Here is a 22800-nt window from a genome sequence, read left to right as displayed (position 1 = left end):
ATGTCTGAAACAGTTAAATTAAAATTTTCAACTAAAAGAATAAAAATAATTTTTACTCTTTCTTTAGTTTGTGCTGCTTTATCTTTTCTATGGGCAGTTATGATATTTTTCTTTAATATTTATGATTTAAGTTATTTTCTATTTACAGTCTCTTTATTATTTGTTACAGCAGCTCTTCTTTCTAAAAAAGGATTTCCAGGATTTGCACGAATTCTTTTTATTTTACTTTTTAACATATCAATTTCTTATGTTTCGTCTTATTTAGGTAAAGGAGCAAGTGTAGAGTTCTTTTTAATGTTTGCTGTTGGTGTTCCTTTTATTATATTTTCTCACAACAGAGACAAAATTAAAATCTTTATATTTTCTTTAGTTCCAATTTTATTTTGGTTACTTCTTTTCCTAACAGATTTTAATCTTTTTGTTGATGTAGAGTTAAAAAATGCTGTAAAAGTTAGAAATATTGTGTATTATTTTTCAATAACAATAGGCCTACTTTTAGTTGTTTTTCAGCTAATATTTTATTCTTATGGAAATGCAAGAATAAACAAACAAGCGCATTCTAAAAAACAAAAAGCTATTGATGCTTCTAATGCTAAATCTCAATTTTTAAGCACAATGAGTCATGAAATTAGAACTCCATTAAACGCAGTAATTGGCTTATCTCATATATTAGGTGATAATAATCCCAGAAAAGATCAGGTTCAAAATATAGAAGCACTTAATTATTCTGGTAAAATTCTACTCAATTTACTTAACAATGTATTAGATTTTAGCAAAATGGAATCTACAAACATCGAATTAGACAATATCCCTGTTAACCTATATGAAGCTATAAAACAAATAAAAAAAGTTCATGAAGCCTCTTGCTTTAAAAAAGGCTTAACTATGAATTTAGAAATTGATAAAGAAATACCCATTGTCTGGTTAGATATAGTACGTTTTAATCAAGTAATAAATAATTTAGTAGCTAATGCCATTAAATTTACAGAAAAAGGAAGCATAACTCTTAAAATTAAAAACATTAATCAAACAAAAAAAACGATAGATTTATTAACAGAAATAATAGATACAGGTATAGGAATACCTAAAGATAAACAAGAAACAATTTGGGAAGCATTTACGCAAGCTTCTAGCCAAACAAATCGATTATATGGTGGTACAGGACTGGGTTTACCCATTGTAAAGAGTATAGTAAAAGCTATGGGAGCTAAAGTAAAAATTGATAGTAATTTAAATAAAGGGAGTCGATTTTATTTTGAAATTACTCTAAAAAAAGCATCAGATAAAGAATTAGAAAAAACGAATAAGAAAAAAGCTTATAATTTTAAAGGAAAAAAAGCTTTGCTAGTTGAAGACAATGATTTTAATGTGTTAGTTGGTAAACAAATATTAGAAAAAGTAAATTTACAAGTTGAAATTGCAAGAGATGGATTAACAGCAGTAAATTTAGCTAAAGAAACACATTTTGACATCATTCTGATGGATATTCAAATGCCAATTATGGATGGTTACACTGCCTCTAAAGAAATTAGAAAATTTAATAGTAAAACACCAATTTTAGCACTTTCTGCATCTGTTTTTATGAAAGCAAAAGATAAAATTAAAGAGTGTGGAATGAATGGTTTTATCTATAAACCTTTTGATCCAGATGATTTACTTAATCAAATTCAAGAAGTTACCACAATTCATTAATTTATCTTAAGTTTTTTGTATATTTAGACTTTAGAAAATAAACAATGGCCGATTTCTCCCTAAGGCGTACTCAAATGATATTTACATTATCCTTAATTACTTCTGTAATTAGCTTAGTGTATATTTTTATTGCAATAAGTCTTAAATTAGACAATTTAGTATCTCTACATTTAATTTGCATTTCCTTTTATTTATTATGTGCTTACTTCTCTAAAAAAGGAAACTTAATAGAATCTAGAATAATTTACCTTATTATTATTAATATTGGTATTGTTACCTCTTCTTCTTACGTTGGTCAAGAAGGTGGTATGGAATTTATGTTTATGTATTCTATGTGTTTACCTTTTATGATCTTTTCTTTTAACAGAGAAAAAATTTTCATATTTCTTTTCTCATTATTAGCTATAATTCTTTGGGCTTCTCTTTACATTACAGATTTTAATATAATTGTAAACTCTAAAATTGATATAGAAAAAGCAACAAAATTTATTTATCCAGTATCAATAATAATGACCTTATTTTTGGTTACTTTTCAATTATTCTATTACTCTCATTTAAATTTTAAAAACTTTTCTTCTATTCATAATTATAGAGAAGATGCTATTGAAGCTTCTAATGCCAAGTCTAACTTTTTAAGTACAATGAGTCATGAAATTAGAACACCTCTAAATGCGGTAATTGGTCTTTCTCATATTTTAGGTGATAATAACCCTAGAAAAGATCAAGTACAAAACATAGAAGCACTTAATTATTCTGGTAAAATTTTACTAAACCTTCTAAATAATGTTTTAGATTTCAGTAAAATGCAATCCACAAAAATTCAACTAGATAACATTCCTACTAATCTTTCTTCTGCAACAAAACAAATAAAAAAAATACATGAAACCTCTTGTCTAAAAAAAGGAATTACTATGAATTTAGAGGTTGATGATAACATACCCAATGTTTGGTTAGATATTGTTCGTTTTAACCAAGTAATAAACAACTTAGTAACTAATGCTATAAAATTTACAGATAAAGGTAGTATTACTTTAAGGATAAAAAAACAGCAAGAGACCGAAGATAATTTAACATTATTAACAGAAGTTATAGACACAGGTATAGGAATACCAAAAGATAAACAAGATACAATTTGGGAAGCTTTTACCCAAGCATCAAGCTCTACAAATCGTTTATATGGAGGTACTGGTTTAGGTTTGCCTATTGTAAAAAGCATTATACAATCAATGAATTCTGATGTTAAAATTGATAGTTTAATAGGTAAAGGAAGCCGCTTTTATTTTAATTTGGATTTAAAAATTGCATCAGAAAAAGAATTTTTAAAAACTACAGAAAAAAAAGAACATAATTTTGATGGTAAAAGAATTTTATTAGTTGAAGATAATTTAATTAATGTTATGGTTGCCAAACAAATATTAGAAAAAGCGAAACTAAAAGTAGATGTTGCTAATGATGGTTTAACTGCAGTTAATAAAGTAAAAGAAAACAATTATGATACTATTCTAATGGACATTCAAATGCCAATTATGGATGGTTATACAGCATCTATAGAAATTAGAAAATTTAATAGTGATATACCTATTTTAGCCCTATCTGCCTCTGTATTTATGGAAGTTAAAGACAAAATAAATGAAAGCGGAATGAACGGTTTTATTTTTAAACCTTTTGAACCTCAAGATCTTTTAAATCAAATAGAAGACAATATAAATAGTTAATTTTAATATGCAAAAAACATATTCTCAAAGAAGAATAAATCTATTATTTACATTAGCATTAATACATGCTGGTCTTTCCTTGCTTACTGTTTTTATTGCAAACGCTTTCGACTTTTCATGGTTAAGAAATTATAATATTTTTAATATAATACTTTATTTAGTAGTAGCTTATTATTCTAAAAAAGGGTTATTTAAATATGCTAGAATCATTTACTTAATAGCTAGTAATTTTGGTATAGGAATTATTGCATCTCATGTAGGTAAATATGGTAGTATAGAGTTTATTTACATGTTTAATATTGGCTTACCATTTATCATTTTTTCATTTAGAAGAGAGCGCATATTGGTTTTAATATTTACATTAATACCTCTTATACTTTGGACATTGCTTTTTATCACTGATTTTAATCTTTTTGCAATTAGAAAATTAGACCCAACAATTGCCAAGGAATTTATTTATCCAATTTCTGTTGCTAGCGCTATTAGTTTAGTTATTTTTCAATTAATTTATTTTTTAATTCTAAATACTAAATATTTTAAAAGAATAGATAATAAAAAAATCGAAGCTATTGAAGCATCAAATGCAAAATCTGAATTTTTAAGTACAATGAGTCATGAAATTAGAACACCTTTAAATGCTGTTATTGGTCTGTCTCATATTTTAGGTGATAACGATCCCAGAAAAGATCAAGTACAAAACATAGAAGCACTTAATTATTCTGGTAAAATATTATTAAACTTATTAAATAATGTATTAGATTTTAGTAAGATGCAGTCTACAACTATTGAGTTAGACAATATTCCTACTAATTTAGTTACAGCAACAAAACAAATTAAAAAAATTCATGAAGCTTCTTGTTTAAAAAAGGGAATTACCATGAACTTAGAAGTTGATGAAAATATACCTGTAGTTTGGTTAGATATTGTTCGTTTTAATCAGGTCATTAACAACTTAGTTACTAATGCTATAAAATTTACAGATAAAGGGAGTGTTTCTTTAAGAATTAAAAAATTAGACAAAAATCTAAAAGGTAAAATTACACTACTTACAGAAATTATTGATACAGGAATTGGAATACCAAAAGATAAACAAGAAACTATTTGGGAAGCATTTACACAAGCTTCTACAAATACAAATCGTTTATATGGAGGTACAGGACTTGGGTTACCAATTGTAAAAAGCATAGTTAATACTATGGATTCAGAAGTAAAAATAGATAGTGTTATTGGTAAAGGAAGTCGTTTCTATTTTGAAGTAGATTTAGATATTGCATCGCAAAAAGAACTTAAAAAAACCACTGAAAAGAAAACTTACAACTTTAAAGGTAAAAAAGTTTTACTTGTAGAAGACAACCTGATTAATGTTATGGTTGGTAAGCAGATTCTTGAAAAAGCTAATTTAAATGTAGAAGTAGCTAATGATGGTTTAATTGCTGTTCAAAAATTAAGAAATAATAGTTACGATGTTGTTTTAATGGATATACAGATGCCTGTTATGGATGGTTATACCTCAACTATAGAAATCAGAAAATTTAATAAAATAATACCAATTTTAGCCCTTTCAGCTTCCGTATTTATGGAAGTGAAGGACAAAATTGATGAATGTGGTATGAATGGTTTTATCTTTAAACCTTTTGATCCACAAGATTTGTTAGATCAAATTCAAGAAGCTATAAAAAAATAGCTACTACATCATTGAAGCAGCTATCTTTTTATAAGTTCCGTTTTCTAAGTTTTCTCTAATTGCAGAAAATGCAATAATAGTTTCGTCTATATCTTCTTGAGTATGTGTTGCTGTTGGTATTAATCTTAAAATAATTAACCCTTTAGGAATTACAGGATACACAACTATAGAACAAAAGATTCCATGATTTTCTCTTAAATCATTAACCATTGCCATGGCTTCTGGTATATCTCCCTTTAAAAAAACTGGAGTAATACAAGTTTGAGTTGTTCCTAAATCGAAACCTGCATTTCGTAAACCAGTTTGTAAGGCATTTGTGTTTTCCCACAATTTATCCTTTAATTCTGGCATTGTTCTAATCATATCCAAACGTTTTAATGCACCTTTAACCATTGCCATTGGTAAAGATTTAGCAAACATTTGAGAACGTAAATTATATTGTAAAAACTGTATTACATCTTTATCACCTGCTAAAAATGCACCAATACCAGCCATAGATTTTGCAAACGTCGCAAAATAAACATCTATATCATCTTGTACTCCTTGTTCAAAACCAGTTCCTCTACCTCCTTCTCCAAGAGTTCCAAAACCATGAGCATCATCTACTAAAAGTCTAAAATTATATTCTTTTTTAAATGCTATAATTTCTTTTAAACGTCCTTGCTCTCCACGCATACCAAAAACTCCTTCAGAAATCACTAAAATTCCTCCTCCAGATTTTTCTGCAACTCTTGCTGCACGTTTAATGTTTTTCTCAAAACTTTCCATGTCATTGTGCCTGTATACAAAACGTTTACCAGCATGCAAACGAACACCATCTATGATACATGCATGTGTATCCATGTCATAAACAATAACATCATTTTTTGTAACCAAAGCGTCTATTGCAGACATTATACCTTGATAACCAAAATTTAATAAATATGCTTTTTCTTTATCTACAAACTCAGCACATTCACGTTCTAATTGTTCATGTAAAGGTGTGTGCCCAGACATCATTCTTGCTCCCATTGGGTAAGCCATTCCATGTTCTAAAGCTGCTTCTCCATCAACTTTTAAAACTTCTGGATGATTTGCTAAACCTAAGTAATCATTAATACTCCATGTAACAACTTTTTTACCATTAAAAGACATTCTATTAGAGATTGGCCCTTCTAATTTAGGAAAAACATAATATCCTTCTGCTTGGTCTGCCCATTTTCCTAAAGGTCCTTTATCTTGTACAATTCTATCAAATAAATCTTTCGTCATTTTCTGTATTTTTGATTTTCTTACGTAGTGCAAATTAACCGCTTTTTTCGCAGTTTATCAAATTGTTAAGAAAATCTATGTTTTTATATAAATCCTTGTTCTTTCATCCAAGAATCATTGTAAATTTTGTTCATATATCTAGAACCATGATCTGGGAATATTAATACTACAACACTATCTTTATTAAAATAATCTTGTTTTTCATATTGTCTAGCAGCTTGTAAAACTGCTCCACAAGTATAGCCACAAAAAATACCTTCTTTTTTTACAATTTCTCTTGCTGTAAAAGCGGCTTCTTTGTCACTTACTTTTTCGTAAATATCGATAACATCAAAATTCGTTGCAGTCGGAATTAAATTTTTACCTAAACCTTCAATTTTATAAGGAGACACTTCATTTAAATCTAACTGACCTGTTTCATGGTATTTCTTTAAAACAGAACCAATTGCATCTACACCTAACACCTTTATATTAGGGTTTTGCTCTTTTAAATATTTACCTGTTCCAGAAATTGTACCTCCTGTTCCACTTGCTACTACTAAGTGTGTTATTTTACCTTCTGTTTGTTTCCAAATTTCTGGACCTGTAGTTCTGTAATGCGCATCAATATTTAATTCATTAAAATACTGATTAATATATACAGAGTTTGGTGTTTTTTTATGAATACTTTTGGCAACTTCATAATAAGATCTTGGGTCTGCTGCAGGAACATTTGCTGGGCAAACATGTACCTCTGCTCCCATTGTTTTAAGTAAATCTATTTTATCTTGAGATGATTTATCTGATACTGCTAAAATACATTTATAACCTTTTACCAAACCAATCATTGCTAAACTATAACCAGTATTACCAGAAGTCGTCTCAACAATAGTTGCTCCTTTTTTTAGTATTCCCTTTTTTTCTGCATTTTCTACGATGTGAAGCGCAATTCTGTCTTTTTGGGATAATCCAGGATTAAATGCCTCTAATTTAGCATAGTAACTACCTTTTAATTTTTTAGTTATTCTTTGAAGTTTTACCATAGGTGTTTCTCCAACTAAATCTAAAATAGTATTGCTAATTCCTTGATTTCTAATCATTTTAACATTTAAAAAAGTAAAACATCCTTAGAATTTAAACGAAAAACATATCTTTTAGTAATTATTAGATTGTTACTTTTCGTTAGTTGATGTTTAATTTTTAATAAGCCACAAAAATACGCAACCTTATTGAATTATAAAATTGATTTTAACCCTTAATTACTTAGATTTCTAATTTATTTTCTAAAGCTAAAAAGAAAGTGTAGTCTTTTGCGGTTTCTTTTAAAGCTTCGAACCTACCAGATGCACCTCCATGACCTGCTTCCATATTAGTATGTAACATCAATAAATTATTATCGGTTTTTAACTCTCTTAATTTTGCAATCCATTTTGCTGGCTCCCAATATTGCACTTGAGAATCATGAAAACCTGTGGTAATTAGCATATTTGGGTAATCTTTAGCTTCTACTTGGTCATAAGGAGAATACGATTTTATATAATCGTAATATTCCTTTTCATTTGGGTTTCCCCATTCATCATACTCACCTGTTGTTAAAGGTATACTATCATCTAACATTGTAGAAATTACATCAACAAAAGGTACAGCTGCAATAATTCCATTATATAATTCAGGGTTCATGTTTACAATTGCCCCCATTAATAATCCTCCTGCAGAGCCACCCATTGCATATAAATGATTGGCTGATGTATAATTATTATCAATTAAAAATTTTGAACAATCTATAAAATCGTTAAAGGTATTTTTCTTATTTAGCATTTTACCATCATCGTACCAATTTCGCCCTAAATATTCACTACCTCTAATGTGTGCTAATGCATACACAAAACCTCTATCTAATAAACTTAAACGTGTTGTAGAAAAACTATCAGGAATTGTATAGCCATAAGAACCATAAGCATATTGTAAAAGTGGTGTATTTTCGTTTAGCTTGGTATCTTTATGATAAACTAATGAAATAGCTACTTTTTTTCCATCTCTGGCTGTTGCCCAAATTCTTTCACTTTTGTAGTTTTCTTTTTTAAACTTACCTCCTAAAACTTCTTGCTCTTTTTTAATATTTTTAGATTTATCATCCATATTAAAATCGATTACAGAGCTAGGAGTTGTAAACGAATTGTATGAATAACGAATTACATCTGTATCAAATTCTGGATTACCATACACATTTGCAGAATAGGTTTCTTCATCAAAAGGCAAATAATAATCTTCGGTTTCGTCCCAACGTTTTATTCTTATTTTATTTAAACCATTGGTACGTTCTTCAAGAACCAAATAGTCTTTAAAAATTGAAAAATCTTCTAATAAAGTATCTTCTCTATGAGGAATTACATCTACCCAATTTTCTTTTGATGTTTTAGCAACCGAAGTTTTCATCAATTTAAAATTGGTAGCATTGTCTTTATTAGTTAATAAATAAAAATGGTCTTTGTAATGCGCTACATTATATTCTAAATCTTTTTCTCTTTCTTGTAGCATTGTAAATTCTCCTGTAGGATTGTCTGCATCTAAATATTGTGCTTCTGTAGAAAGTGTACTGTAAGAACCTATAATAATGTATTTTTCTGATTTAGATTTGGTAACATAAGTACCAAAAGTTTTGTCTTTTTCATGATAAACCTCTACATCCTCTGATGTTGATGTACCTAAAACGTGTCTAAAAATTTTCTCACTTCTTAAAGTTACAGGATTCTTTTTAGTGTAAAAAAATGTTTTATTATCATTTGCCCAAACAGAACCGCCTGTTGTATTATCTATTATATCTTTATAAATCTCACCTGTTTCTAGGTTTTTAATTCTTAAAAAATATTGCCTTCTACTTACTGTATCTGTTGCAAAAACAGCCAATTTATTATCCGAAGAAATATTTAAACCACCTAATTGATAATAATCGAAACCTTTTGCAAATTCATTTACATTAAAAATAACTTGCTCCCCTGCATTTAAATCTCCTTTTTTTCTTGAGTAAATTGGGTACTGACTCCCAATTTCAAAACGTGTTATATAATAATAACCGTTCTTTTTATAAGGCACAGAAGAATCATCTTCTTTAATTCTGCCTTTCATCTCCTCAAATAATTCTTCTTGAAAAGTTTTAGAAAAATCGGTTATTTTATCATAATAGGTGTTTTCTGCTTCTAAATACTTAATAACTTTTTGAGTTTGTTCATCTTTAACTTCCGATAATTTTTGTTCATCAGACAAACGCATCCAAAAATAATTGTCTATTCTTACATCATTATGTTTCTCTAATTTTACGGGTTGTTTTTCTGCAATGGGTTGTTTTGCATCTGAACTTTTCATCATTTTATCATATTTTAAAAGCGAAAGCAAAAGTAAGACTTAATATTAAAGTTAAAACTATTATTTTCTGGTTTTTGAGTAATTACATTTCTATATGAATTTGTAAATTTGTTTTTAAAATAACTAAAAAAAAGAAAAATTATGTTTGGAGACTTATCAGGAATGATGGATAAACTAAAAAAAGCGCAAGAAGAAGTAGAAAAAACCAAAGTTAGGTTAGATTCTGTTTTAATTGATGAAACTTCTGCAGATGGTAAAATTAAAGTAACTTTAACAGCAAATAGAAATATTAAATCTATTGCCATTGATGATTCTTTACTTTCTGATGCTGAAGAATTAGAAGATTTTTTAATTATCACTTTAAATAAAGCTATTGAAAAGGCTTCTAAAATTAACGAAACTGAAATGGCTGCTGCTGCTAAAAGCGGAATGCCAAACATACCAGGAATGAGATAAACTTAGTTAAAAAAATGCACCTAAATTTAGAAGATTATATGTTACCTTGTTTAAGTAAAACCTTTTTTGGTTTAGAATGCTTGGGCTGTGGTTTTCAGAGATCTTTTTTATTATTAATAAATGGTAATTTTATTGATGCTTTTAAGATGTATCCTGCAGTTTACACGCTTATTGGCTTATTTTTATTCATTTTATTAAATTTTAAACTCAAGTTTAAACATTCAAAAAAAATAATTAGTAGATTAGCGTACCTTAATTTATCAATTATGATAATTAATTATCTAATAAAACTCAATTTTTAAATAAAACATGAAAAAATTAAACACAACCTTAATCTATGTATTATCATCTGTAAGCCTTATCTGTTGCTGTTTTGCAGGCTTAGGAATCTTATTAGCATTACCTTCTTTTTTAATTGCTAACAAAAAATTAAAAGAAGCTACTGAGTATCCTGAAGAATATGATGCAGCAGAAGTTAAAGCAATGACAACTGCAAAAACTTTTGCTTTAGTTGCTTTAGGTATTAACGGACTTTATTTTGTGTATAGCATTTATAGTATTGCAACTACAGATTGGGATGTTTTTATGGAAGAGTTTAATAAACGAATGGAAGAATATCAATAAAATTAAAATTTTACCACATTATATAATATCCAAATACTTTACTTTAAAAGTATTTGGATATTTTTTTTACTATTATTTGAGTTACATTTAACATCATATAAACAAAAATCATTTTGTAATTCAACTAACTTTGTAATTGATTTAAATAACTACAATTTATAATGGAGAATAAGAAAAAGCCTTTAGGAAAAAAAATATTAAAATGGAGTTTAATTACCTTATTAGTGCTAATTATAGGACTTTTTTCTGTTCCTTTTTTATTTAAAGATAAAATTGTAGAAATGGTTTCTAATACCATTAACAATAATATAAATGCAACTGTAACTTTTAAAGAAACCGATTTAAGTTTGTTCAGAAATTTTCCGTTAGCAAGCATTAATGTAAATGATATTGTAGTTGCTAATAAAGCCGAATTTAAAGGTGACACTTTGTTTAAAGCAGAAAGTTTAGATTTTAGTATGAAAATTACTGAACTCTTTAAAAAAGCAGATGAAATTATAGAACTAAATAGTATTGCAACAAAAAACGGACAAGTAAACATTATTTTTAATGAGCAAAATATAGGTAATTATGATATTGCTATAAAAACGGAAGATACATCTACAAAAACTAGTAACGATTCTTTTTCATTTGATATTCAAGAATATGAATTAGAAAATATGGAATTTAATTATATTGATAGAAGCTCTGATTTAAAGCTACAATTAAAAAACATCAATCATCAAGGAAATGGAAATTTTGCTGAAGATGTTTTAGATTTAGATACCAATACAGAAGCAATTCTTTCCTTTGATATGGCAAAAACGAATTATTTACATGATGTTGCCATTTCTTTAGATGCTGTTTTAGGAATCGATTTAAAAAATAGCAAATACACCTTTAAAGAAAATACAGGTTACATAAATCAATTGCCATTAAATTTTGATGGTTTTATTCAATTGATTGATGAAAATCAGCTATATGACATCAACTTTAAAACGCCAACATCAGAATTTAAAAACTTATTAGCACTTTTACCTAAACAATATTCAGGTAATTTAAATGCAATTAAAACTGAAGGTAATTTCGATTTAAATGGTACTGTAAAAGGTATTTTGTCAGAAGATAAAATTCCTGCTTTTGATATTTCTTTTTCATCAAAAAATGCAATGTTTAAATATGATGATTTACCAAAAGCTGTTAAAAATATAAATATTGATGTTAACGTCATCAACAAAAGTGGTTTTACAAAAGACACTTACGTAAACATCGATCAACTTACTTTTAAAATTGATGAAGATGTTTTTGCAACAAATGGAAATATTGCCAACTTAACTACAAATCCAAAAATAAATTTAAGCGCAAAAGGAAAAATAAATTTAGAAAACATAGGTAAAGTATATCCTGCACCTGCAGATTTAGAATTGGCTGGAATCTTAAATGCTGATGTTTCTACAAGTTTCGATATGAATTCTGTAGAAAAAGGTTTGTATAAAAACATTAAAAATACAGGAACAATTAGTGTAAATAACTTTAAATATGATGGCGAAGATGTTGCAAATGCATTTCTAATAAATAAAACCGAAGTTAGTTTTAACACTAACACTATAAAATTAAATGAGTTTGATGCAAAAACTGGAAATTCTGACATTTCTGTAAAAGGAAATTTAGATAATTTCTACGGATTTCTTTTTAATAAAGAAGTTTTAAAAGGGAATTTCAGTTTAAATTCTAACAACTTTAAAGTTGCTGATTTTTTAACTGGTGCAACTTCTACAGAAACTACAAACAATGAAAATGCACAACTTAAAATCCCAGCATTTTTAGATTGCAAATTTGTAGCAAATGCTAACAATGTGGTTTATGATGATATTACTTTAAAAAACGTTTCTGGTACTATTTATGTAAAAGACGAAGCTGTAAATCTTCAGAATTTAAAAACGGATGTTTTTGGTGGTAAAATTGGTTTTGATGGTAAAGTTTCTACAAAAGGAAATACATCTACTTTTGATGTTGATTTAAAACTAGATCAATTAAGTGTAGCTCAGTCTTTCTCTAATTTAGAAATGCTAAAATCTATTGCGCCAATTGCAAATACAATTCAAGGTAATTTTAATTCTACAATTAAAGTTGCAGGTAATTTAAATGAAGATATGACTCCGAATTTAAAAACCATTACTGGTGATTTGTTTGGTAAATTATTAGACCCTAAACTAAATGCAAGCAACTCTAAAGTATTAAGTTTACTGAGTAATAAAGTTTCTTTTTTAGATGCTGATAAATTAAATTTAGACGGAATAAATGCTTTTTTATCCTTCGAAAACGGAACCGTAAACGTAAAACCAATTCCATTAAAATATAAAGATATAGGCATAGAAATTTCTGGAAATCATAGTTTTGATCAATCTATAAATTACAATATTATGTTTGATGTTCCTGTTAAATATTTAGGATCTGAAGTTACTAGTTTACTTGCAAAATTATCACCCAAAGACGCTGCAGAAGTAAAAAGTGTGCCTGTAAAAGCGAATTTAACAGGTAATTTTACAAGCCCTAATTTTACTACAAATATTAAAGATGCAACTTCTAATTTAATAAATGATTTGGTAGAAAAGCAAAAACAAAGTTTACTAAATCAAGGTAAAAACAAATTGAATAACTTGTTAAATATTAACAAAAACGATAAAGACTCTACAGAAACAAAAGAAAATACTTCTGATAAAATTAAAGGAGTTCTAGGCAATCTTTTTGGTAAAAAGAAAACGGATACTACAAAAAACAATAAGCAGTAAAAATTGTATTTTTAACTTATGAAAAATAAATTACAAATCGTTTTAGTATTGTTTGTAATTTATTTATGTTCTTATTTCTTTTATGGCAAAAACACTTTAGGATTACAGATAATAAAAGACACTAATTTTATTAAAGCTAAAGATTCTATACAAATTCATATTTTTGATTTAAATGATTATCTAAAAAATCAAACAGAAATTATTAGCATTTTAAAAGACAAAGGTTTTAATGATGTTAAAGTAAATTACGAGCGTAATTTCTGGAATAACAACAACTTTATCTATTGGTTAAAATTAGAGCAATTATCTCCATTTGTAAATTTTACTTACAATGGTTATTTCAAAAAAAATGAAATATCAGAAGAATATGAAAGCCTATATATATGGTGTTTTTTTAAATGGATAAAAGTCTACAAAAGTAAAAACAGAGCTAACTACTAGTTTAAACTAAAGAACCAGCCACTAAAGAAAACCCAATTATAAGCACATATAAAGAGATCATTATAATTGTTAATACTCCAATAAATTTATAGTGCGATTTTAAATTCTGAAAAGCATCAGCTAAAATTTCATCATTTTTATTTGCTAGCGCTAATTTCATTTTTCTAGAAAATTTAAACAAATACAATACTGGCATAATATACAGTAAAGCCATTACTAAATAGGTAATCATTACCCCTAAACTTATAGAAGCAACACCTTGTTGTTGCCCAATCATATCTAACATTGGTGCATAAATTGTACCTAATAAAATAGCTCCAATTACTAAAAAAGCTATTCCTATAAACCCTATTATAGAAAAGAATAATGTCCATTTAGAAATTTCTCTTAAAAACTTTTTAGATTCTGATGTTAAAACGATTTGCTCTAATTGTGTTAGTGGGCTGTGCATAATATTTTATTCTTTGCATCAAAAATAGAAAAAAGAAGCCACAAAATCTCAAATATTTACTTGTGATTTTGTAGCTATAATTTATTGGTGTATTTCCTTTTAAAATAGAAAATTCTTAATTAAACTCAGTAATTGTTTTTTTAATGATTTCAAGACAATCTCTTAGTTGAACTTCATTCATCACCAAAGGTGGTGCAAAACGAATAATATTACCATGAGTTGGTTTTGCTAACAAACCATTATCTCTTAATTTTATACAAATATCCCAAGCTGTAGAACTATCTTCAGAATCGTTTATTAAAATTGCGTTTAATAAACCTTTACCTCTAACAGATTCAACTAAATGATTGTTTTTACAAAATTCTGTTAATTCAGCTCTAAATATTTCACCTAATTTATGAGCATTTTCGGCTAATTTTTCATCAGCAACAACATTTAAAGCAGCAATAGCAACAGCAGCAGCAATTGGGTTACCACCAAATGTAGAACCATGATTACCAGGTCTAATTACATTCATTATATTGTCATTTGCTAAAACAGCAGAAACAGGGTAAGCTCCACCACTTAAGGCTTTACCTAAAATTAAAACATCTGGTTTTACTTCTGGTGAACCTGAACAGTTTTTACTTTCGCAAGAACAATTTCCACAAGTAGCCAATAAACGACCAGTTCTGGCAATTCCTGTTTGTACTTCATCAGCAATAAACATAACATTATGATCTTCACATAATTTTTTTGCTGCTTTTAAATAACCTTCAGAAGGTACAAAAACACCAGCTTCTCCTTGAATTGGTTCAACCAAAAAAGCTGCAACATTTGGGTTGTTTTCTAAGGCTTCTTGTAACTCTTGTAAATTATCGTATTCAATTTTGATAAATCCTTTTGTGTAAGGCCCAAAATTTTTCTTGGCAACAGGATCATTAGAAAATGATATAATTGTGGTGGTTCTTCCATGAAAATTATTTTCGCAAACAATAATTTCTGCTTTATTTTCATCAATTCCTTTTACTTCGTATGCCCATTTTCTAGCTAACTTTAAAGCAGTTTCTACAGCTTCTGCACCAGTATTCATTGGTAATAATTTGTCGAAACCAAATAAATCTGTGGCAAATTTCTCGTATTTACCTAACATATCATTGTAAAAAGCACGAGAAGTTAAGGTTAATGTTTTTGCTTGATTAATCATAGCATCAACAATTTTAGGATGACAATGCCCCTGGTTTACAGCTGAATAAGCTGATAAAAAATCGTAATACTTTTTACCTTCTGCATCCCAAACATATACTCCTTCTCCCCTACTTAACACTACAGGAAGTGGATGATAGTTGTGTGCACCATACTTGTTTTCTAATTCTATCGCTTGTTGCGAAGTTAATTTGTCTAAAACAGTCATTTTAAAATAGTTTATGTTTTAGTTTGCACTAAAACTATATTTAAAAACAGTTTTTAAGTTTTTAAATAAATTAATAAATAATTAAACTCGTTAAACGAGTAAATAACCATTCCTGTTCTACCTTTATCCTTTCAGTGAGTACTGAAAATTCAGCGTGGGAAAGAAATCATCCCCGAAGTTTTACAAAAATACTATTTTTTTCAACTTTATTTAATTTTTGCTATAAATAAAAATTTACAAAATTATTATCAATTTATGTGACGTTAAATATATAATGTGTCTTAAATTTACATCCTGCAAAAAAAATAAAATTTGTAATTCACTAATTAAACACAATTATGAAAAAAAACTTAATATTTTTATTATTCTTAGCTACAATGATTAGTTGTAAATCAACTTCTGTTGTTAATACCAAAGTTGATAATAAAACCGAAAGAATCTTAAAAGGAAACTGGACAATTACTTCTGTAAATTACCCAGGATCTGATTATATAAATGTTGAATCTTTTTATTTAGCAGATTCAAAATGTTTTGTAAACAGTAACTGGAACTTTATTTCGAATAACAATAAAGGAGATATGAAACTAAACAATTCAAGCAGTGCTTGTATTGATTATAGTTCTCCAATTACCTGGTATTTAAACAAAGAAGGGCAATTTGTACTAAAATTCACAAACGATTATAAAGCCAAAGAAGTTAGTAATGGTTTTGTTTTAACTATTAATAATGTTACAGAAACTAGTTTCGATTTAGTTGATAAAATTAATGTTGCTGGTAGCATTAAAAATATAACTTATACTTTTCAAAAAAATTAAATTAAAAACACAATGAAAAAAACAATCATATATAATCTAGCTGTTCTAGTAATAGCTGCAAGTACTTTAACATCTTGCGAAGCAACAAAAAATGCAAATAACACTCAAAAAGGAGCTGGAATTGGAGCTGCTGCAGGAGCAATTTTAGGTGCAGTAATTGGTAATAACGTTGGTAACAAAAAGAACTCAGAATTGGGTGCTGTTTTAGGTGGTGTTATTGGTGGAGTTGCTGGTGGCGTTATTGGAAATAAAATGGATAAACAAGCAAGAGAAATCCAAGAAGCAATTCCTGGTGCTGAAGTAGAAAGAGTTGGTGAAGGGATTATGTTAACTTTAGGTGAAAATGCTATTCGTTTTGATACCAACAAATCTACTTTAACAGCAACTGCCAAAGCTAATTTAGATAAATTAGTACCAGTTTTAAATAATTACGAAAATACAAACATTGTAATTTATGGTTATACAGATAGTACAGGTAGAGCTGAATATAACCAAATGTTATCAGAAAAAAGAGCCAATTCTGTAAAAGATTATTTAGGGGCAAAAGGTGTAGACAGTGCTCGCTTTGAAACTAAAGGTTTGGGTATAAACGACCCAATTGCTACTAACGAAACTGCAGAAGGTAGAAGTAAAAACAGACGTGTAGAATTTGCTATTGTAGCCAATGAAGAAATGATTAAAGAAGCGCAACAAGAAGCAAAACAATAACAGTTTTAATTTTTAATATTAAAGACTACTCATTTGAGTAGTCTTTTTTTGTTTAAAGAAATTATATTTTGTCTAATTTTGCAATCTTATAAATAATTGAAGATGCCACGTAGAGAACGAAATAAATTTGTAAAAAGAAATCAAATTTTAGAATTAAAGATTGAGGATTACGCTTTTGGCGGAAAAGGAATTGCAAGAATCCATTCTGATGAAGGTAGTTTTGTTGTATTTGTTCCTAATACTTTGCCTGGGCAATTGGTAAAAGCACAGATAAAAAAATCGAGTAAAAAATATGCTGAAGCCAAATTAATTGATGTTTTAGTACCTTCAGAAGATGAAATTGAAGTTCCTTTTCAAGATATTCCTGGAGCTCCTTACATTCAATTACCTATTGAGTTACAACATCAATATAAAAAAGAAAGTACCTTATCTCTTTTTAAAAGAATTGGAAAAGTAGAAAATATCGAAGATTTATTTGATGAATTTCTAACATCACCAAACGTGTTTCATTATAGAAATAAAATGGAATATGGTTTTTCTGCAATAGGTTATGATAGAGTTGCCAAAAGAGATAAAGACGAATTTACACTAGGTTTTAAAAGGCGTGGTGTTTGGTGGATGGGAGATAATCTAGAAAAAGATTCTGGTTTATTTGATAAAGAATTTGAAGACCATTTAAAAACCATAAGAAAATATTGTTTCGATACTGGTTTAGCTCCTTGGCATGGACCAAAAAAGGAAGGCTTTTTTAGGTATTTTGTAGTTAGAAAATCGTTTAAAACTAATGAGTTATTATTCAATTTAGTAACTACCTCTTATGATTTACCAAAATTTAATCTAAATAAATTCGCTAGTTTTTTAGTGGATCTTTTTGGTGATAGAGTTGCTGGTTTATTACACACAATAAACGATGAAGTTGGAGATAGAACAATTGCTACTTCTGGAAGCATAGAATTAATTTATGGAAAAGACAAAATTGTAGAAGAGCTTTTAGGTTTAAACTTTGAAATTAGCATGAAAAGTTTTTTTCAAACCAATCCTAAATCCGCAGAAAAACTATATTCTAAAGTAGTGGATTATGTTTTAGAAGATAAATCTAAAGTAGATAATACTGTTGTTATGGATTTATTTTGTGGTACAGGAACTATTGGGCAAATTGTAGCATCAAAAAGTGATAATGCAAAAATTGTTGGTGTAGATATTGTAGCATCTGCTATTGAAGATGCTAAAGAAAATGCAAAGAGAAATAACATTGAAGGCCTTAAATTTTATGCTGCAGATGTGGGTAAGTTTTTAACACATCACCCAGAATATAAAAACAAAATAAAAACAATAATTTTGGATCCAGCCAGAGCAGGAATTGTGCCAAAAACCTTGCAAAAAATCATAAATCTAAACGCAGATAGAATGGTGTATGTTTCTTGTAACCCTGCAACCCAAGCAAGAGATACAGAGCTTTTAAGAGAAGCTGGTTATAACATTAAAAAAATTAGTTTAGTAGATCAATTTCCACATACAAGTCATATTGAGACTGTGGTTTTGTTTGAAAAATGTTAATTTAAAACAATAAAACCATTCAATAATGTTAGAATGGTTTTATGCTTTTTTTTAGTTTCCAGAACATTTATCTGGGTCTCCAAAATTGGGTTTATAGCTAATTATCCAGTCTGATGAAGCTTCTAAAGAAAAATCAGAATAATTTGTAACATTGCATACATTCCATGTACTAATATCTTGGTTAAAAGATGAGGCTTCTCTAAACATATTTCTCATATTTGTAACGTTACTAACATTCCAATTACCAATATCTTGATTAAAAGAGTATGCCCCTGCAAACATATTATTCATAACTAATGTATTGCTTACATCCCAAGAACTAAGGTCTTGATTGAAAGCTTGAGCAGCTTGTAACATACTATTCATATAAATTACATTACTTACATCCCATGAACTGATATCTTGATTAAAAGAAGTAGCTTGTATAAACATAGCAGACATATCTGTGACATTACTCACGTCCCATAAACTAATATCTTGATTAAATGAAGAAGCACTAAAAAACATTGAACTTAAATCAGTAACATTACTTATATCCCAAGAACCGATCTCGCCATTAAAAGAAGAAGCCCCAAGAAATAATTTAAACATATAAGAAACGTTACTGACATCCCATAGATTTAGGTTTTGATTGAATGATGAAGCTCCTGAAAACATTTCTCTTATTATAGTAATATTACTAACATCCCAAGAACCAATGTCTTGATTAAATGAAGATGCATTTTCAAACATTGACCACGTGTTAGTTACATTACTTACATCCCAAGAACTAATATTTCCGTTAAAAGAAGTTGCATTATGAAAAACCTTAGTCATATCAGTAATATTACTTACATCCCATGAATTTAAATCTTGATTAAAGGATGATGCACCTGAAAATATTTCTCTAATATCATTAACACTACTTGTATTCCAAGAACCTATATCTTGATTAAAAGACGAAGCATCTTTAAACAAACTATTCATATCCTCAACCTTACTTACATTCCAACTTCCTATATTTTGATTAAAAGCTGTAGCTCCTAAGAACATTTCTCTCATATATATTAAAGAACTTACGTTCCATAAACTTATATCTTGGTTAAATAATTCTGCTCCATTAAACATGTAATGCATATATTCTGCATTACTTACATTCCATGAAGAGATATTTCCATTAAAGAGTTTTGCATTATTAAACATGTAGGCCATATTATTTACCTTACTAACATCCCATGAACTTATATTTTGATTGAAAGAAAAAGCATTGTAAAACAAATAGCTCATATCTGTAACATTACTTACATTCCAAAAAGTAATATCTTGATTAAATGAAGGTGCATTAGCAAATAAACTTTTCATGTTTGTCACAGAACTTACATCCCATGAACTAATATCTTCATTAAATGAATTTTCATTTAAGAAAAGTCCTGATAAGTCTGTTATTCCTGTGGTAACCACTTTTGTAATATCTTTACCATCAACAAACATCTTTTCTAGCATTTCTCTGTTAACTAATGAATAAATAGAGCCATTAACTACGCTTTTAGTACCAATTTCTATTCCTTCGTTAGCCTTTATTGTTACACCATTTTCATCTATATAAAAAGCATCATCAACCAAACAAGTATTTATATTTGCAAAATCTGGTTTATTTTCTAACTTCCATTCTGCAGAAGTAAGGTTAGAAAATTCATTATAATCTAAAACATTGCATATTGTCCATAAACTGATATCTTGATTAAAAGAACTTGCTCCGTAAAACATTTGTTCCATATCAAATACTTTACTTACATTCCATAAACTAATATTTTGATTAAAAGAAGTTGCATTTGAGAACATATTTCTCATATTTGTAACATTATCAACTTTCCAATTGGCTATATCTTGATTGAAAGAATTGGCTCCAAAAAACATATATCTCATTTCAGTTACGTTAGTTACATTCCAAGAACTAATATCTTGATTAAAAGAAGCCGCTTTATAAAACATGCTTCGCATTGTTGTAATTTTACTAACATCCCACGAGTTTAATTCCTTATTGAAAATAATTGCTTCAAAAAACATAAAACTCGTATTTGTGACATTACTTACGTTCCATGAACTTATATCTTGATTAAATGAAGAGGCTCCTCTAAACATACTTTGTAAAGTTGCCACTTTTCTTATATCCCAAGTACTAATATCTTGATTAAATGTTGAGGCTTCTCTAAACATATAGCTCATATCAGTTACGTTACTTACATTCCATGAACTTATATCTTGATTGAATGAAGAGGCTCCATAAAACATTCCCTGCATATTAATAACATTTTCTACATCCCATAAATTAATTTTTTGGTTAAAAGAACTTGCGTCATTAAACATATAACTCATATCAATGATATTGCTTACATTCCATGAATCAATTTCTTGATTAAAGGAACTAGCTCCACCTAACATTCCACTTACATCAGTTACATTTTCTATGTTCCATGAATTAATTTCTTGGTTAAATGTAGATGCAAAAAAAAACATTCTGCTCATATCTCTAACATTACTCACATCCCAAAAACCTATATCTTTATTAAAGGAGCTTGCACCATCAAACATGCTTCTCATATCTGTAACAGCACTAACATCCCAAGAGCTTATATCTTGATTGAACAAATTTTTGTACTGTAAAAGGTTTGACATGTCTGTAATACCAGTAGTAACAACCTTAGCTACATCTTCTTCATTAGCAATCATTTCGTACAAAATTACTCTATCTACTAATTTATAATTTGCTCCATTGAAATCAGCTTGTGTTCCTACAACAACATCATCATATGTTTTGATAGTTACACCATTATCATCAAAATAAAAGGCAGAGTTAAGATTAAAAGTATAAGTTTTAGTCTCTGAAGGAGAGTCAGTAATAACATGTTTGGATCCTTTAAAATATGCTGTATATTTTAAAGGATCTCCAACAGTAAAAAATAAATCTTGCGTTCTTTTTTGAGTTTTTTTACTACTATTTTTTATCACTCTATTTAATTGAGGTGCCTTAGAAGTAACATTCTCAACAAATAATTTATAATTGGAAGTTTTAGAACCTTTAATTAATTGAATAAAAAATAAACCTCTCTTACTTGGTAAAAATTGAATTTCATTTTCTCCTTGATATGATTTTTCTGAAAACGATATTATTTGTTTTCCTAAGGCATCATAAATATTAATTTTATAATCTTCTATTTTACTACTATAAAAACTTATTGTAGCTTCTGATAAGATCGGATTTGGATAAACTGTTACTTGATTATTTATAACATTAAAAAAGTCATTTTCATTCACAGATAGAACAGCCGTAGATATATTTAATGATAAATTATCTTTTAAAGTTAAAAAATTCCCATTACTTAAATTTTGAATAGACAAACTATCTAAGATTTGAGTGTTTGATAATTCATCTTTAGAGTCAAAAGATAGTATTATATCTTGTGAATATAAGATAGACGTAAAAAATAATGATATTAGAAAAAGTTTCAGTTTCATGTTTTTTTTTTCAAATATCTAAAAAAAAAAAATGTCATAAAAAATTAAATCAAAAACAATGTTATTTTCAAAAATGATTATAATTTAGCAGCAAGACATTAAAACCTCCAACATGAAAAAATTAACAACAACAGAAATTGAAAAAAGAATAGAAAACCTAACTGATTGGGATTTTTATGATAATGCTTTACATACAGATTTTGAATTTGATAACTTTAAAGATTGTATGTCTGCAATGAATAGAATTGCATTTGAATGCGAAGCTTTAAACCATCATCCAGAATGGACTAATGTTTATAATACTTTAGACATTTCATTAACAACTCATGATGCTGGTGGTATTACAGAATTAGATTTTAAATTGGCAAAAGCCATAAATAGAATTGTAGAAGTAGAAGAATAATT

The 22800-nt window shown here is 28.0% G+C and carries 18 protein-coding genes; 12 read left to right on the top strand and 6 right to left on the bottom strand.

Annotated features, from left to right (window positions below; all coding sequences use genetic code 11):
• The 3 genes from KO506_RS11115 to KO506_RS11105 all read left to right on the top strand — a co-directional run bounded on the left by KO506_RS11115 (position 1) and on the right by KO506_RS11105 (position 5091).
• Complete coding sequence (locus KO506_RS11115) at positions 1 to 1692, top strand: ATP-binding protein (RefSeq protein WP_252726847.1); 1692 nt, start codon at positions 1 to 3, stop codon at positions 1690 to 1692.
• 74 nt (positions 1693 to 1766) lie between these two features.
• Entirely contained in the window at positions 1767 to 3407 is a 1641-nt protein-coding gene (locus tag KO506_RS11110; protein ID WP_215994983.1) for an ATP-binding protein, read from the top strand.
• A 7-nt stretch (positions 3408 to 3414) separates the two neighbouring features.
• On the top strand, positions 3415 to 5091 hold the full coding sequence (locus KO506_RS11105; protein ID WP_215994982.1) for an ATP-binding protein: 1677 nt from the start codon (positions 3415 to 3417) through the stop codon (positions 5089 to 5091).
• Between the two features lie 3 nt (positions 5092 to 5094).
• Here KO506_RS11105 and KO506_RS11100 read toward each other — a convergent pair whose 3' ends face one another.
• From KO506_RS11100 to KO506_RS11090, 3 genes are all read right to left on the bottom strand, one after another.
• Positions 5095 to 6342, bottom strand: a complete 1248-nt coding sequence (locus tag KO506_RS11100) for an aminotransferase class I/II-fold pyridoxal phosphate-dependent enzyme (protein ID WP_215994981.1) — start codon at positions 6340 to 6342, stop codon at positions 5095 to 5097.
• 83 nt (positions 6343 to 6425) lie between these two features.
• The gene (locus KO506_RS11095; protein WP_215994980.1) at positions 6426 to 7421 is read right to left on the bottom strand and encodes a PLP-dependent cysteine synthase family protein; all 996 of its coding nucleotides are present in this window, start codon (positions 7419 to 7421) and stop codon (positions 6426 to 6428) included.
• Between the two features lie 163 nt (positions 7422 to 7584).
• Positions 7585 to 9684 (bottom strand): S9 family peptidase, encoded by a 2100-nt coding sequence (locus tag KO506_RS11090; protein ID WP_215995108.1) that lies wholly within the window; start codon positions 9682 to 9684, stop codon positions 7585 to 7587.
• Between the two features lie 141 nt (positions 9685 to 9825).
• Here KO506_RS11090 and KO506_RS11085 point away from each other — a divergent pair, with 141 nt between their 5' ends.
• From KO506_RS11085 to KO506_RS11065, 5 genes are all read left to right on the top strand, one after another.
• Complete coding sequence (locus tag KO506_RS11085) at positions 9826 to 10140, top strand: YbaB/EbfC family nucleoid-associated protein (RefSeq protein ID WP_215994979.1); 315 nt, start codon at positions 9826 to 9828, stop codon at positions 10138 to 10140.
• A 14-nt stretch (positions 10141 to 10154) separates the two neighbouring features.
• Positions 10155 to 10442 (top strand): DUF2752 domain-containing protein, encoded by a 288-nt coding sequence (locus KO506_RS11080; RefSeq protein WP_215994978.1) that lies wholly within the window; start codon positions 10155 to 10157, stop codon positions 10440 to 10442.
• Positions 10443 to 10449: 7 nt separating this feature from the next.
• Positions 10450 to 10764 carry a CCC motif membrane protein gene (locus KO506_RS11075; protein WP_215994977.1) on the top strand — a complete coding sequence of 105 codons (315 nt, stop codon included), beginning with the start codon at positions 10450 to 10452 and terminating at the stop codon, positions 10762 to 10764.
• A 161-nt stretch (positions 10765 to 10925) separates the two neighbouring features.
• Positions 10926 to 13535: an AsmA family protein gene (locus KO506_RS11070; protein ID WP_215994976.1), complete on the top strand. Its 2610-nt coding sequence runs from the start codon at positions 10926 to 10928 to the stop codon at positions 13533 to 13535.
• 18 nt (positions 13536 to 13553) lie between these two features.
• A complete protein-coding gene (locus KO506_RS11065; protein WP_215994975.1) occupies positions 13554 to 13976 on the top strand; it encodes a hypothetical protein in 423 nt (140 codons plus the stop codon).
• Position 13977: 1 nt separating this feature from the next.
• Here KO506_RS11065 and KO506_RS11060 read toward each other — a convergent pair whose 3' ends face one another.
• Both KO506_RS11060 and rocD read right to left on the bottom strand, forming a co-directional pair.
• Positions 13978 to 14427 (bottom strand): DUF5362 family protein, encoded by a 450-nt coding sequence (locus KO506_RS11060; RefSeq protein ID WP_215994974.1) that lies wholly within the window; start codon positions 14425 to 14427, stop codon positions 13978 to 13980.
• Positions 14428 to 14542: 115 nt separating this feature from the next.
• Positions 14543 to 15820 carry an ornithine--oxo-acid transaminase gene (gene rocD / locus KO506_RS11055; protein ID WP_215994973.1) on the bottom strand — a complete coding sequence of 426 codons (1278 nt, stop codon included), beginning with the start codon at positions 15818 to 15820 and terminating at the stop codon, positions 14543 to 14545.
• Positions 15821 to 16158: 338 nt separating this feature from the next.
• Between rocD and KO506_RS11050 the strand changes: the two genes are divergently transcribed.
• The 3 genes from KO506_RS11050 (at position 16159) to rlmD (ending at position 18900) form a co-directional block, all read left to right on the top strand.
• Positions 16159 to 16635 (top strand): lipocalin family protein, encoded by a 477-nt coding sequence (locus KO506_RS11050; protein WP_215994972.1) that lies wholly within the window; start codon positions 16159 to 16161, stop codon positions 16633 to 16635.
• Positions 16636 to 16647: 12 nt separating this feature from the next.
• The gene (locus KO506_RS11045) at positions 16648 to 17343 is read left to right on the top strand and encodes an OmpA family protein (protein WP_215994971.1); all 696 of its coding nucleotides are present in this window, start codon (positions 16648 to 16650) and stop codon (positions 17341 to 17343) included.
• A 102-nt stretch (positions 17344 to 17445) separates the two neighbouring features.
• Positions 17446 to 18900: a 23S rRNA (uracil(1939)-C(5))-methyltransferase RlmD gene (gene rlmD / locus KO506_RS11040; protein ID WP_215994970.1), complete on the top strand. Its 1455-nt coding sequence runs from the start codon at positions 17446 to 17448 to the stop codon at positions 18898 to 18900.
• A gap of 51 nt (positions 18901 to 18951) precedes the next feature.
• Here rlmD and KO506_RS11035 read toward each other — a convergent pair whose 3' ends face one another.
• On the bottom strand, positions 18952 to 22395 hold the full coding sequence (locus KO506_RS11035; protein WP_215994969.1) for a BspA family leucine-rich repeat surface protein: 3444 nt from the start codon (positions 22393 to 22395) through the stop codon (positions 18952 to 18954).
• A 112-nt stretch (positions 22396 to 22507) separates the two neighbouring features.
• Here KO506_RS11035 and KO506_RS11030 point away from each other — a divergent pair, with 112 nt between their 5' ends.
• Positions 22508 to 22798 (top strand): 4a-hydroxytetrahydrobiopterin dehydratase, encoded by a 291-nt coding sequence (locus tag KO506_RS11030; RefSeq protein WP_215994968.1) that lies wholly within the window; start codon positions 22508 to 22510, stop codon positions 22796 to 22798.
• The last annotated feature ends 2 nt before the right edge of the window (positions 22799 to 22800 follow it).

Source organism: Polaribacter vadi, assembly GCF_018861005.1.
GTDB lineage: Bacteria > Bacteroidota > Bacteroidia > Flavobacteriales > Flavobacteriaceae > Polaribacter > Polaribacter vadi_A.
Note: the sequence above shows the minus strand (reverse complement) of the source record. Positions and strands in the feature narration are given on the sequence as shown.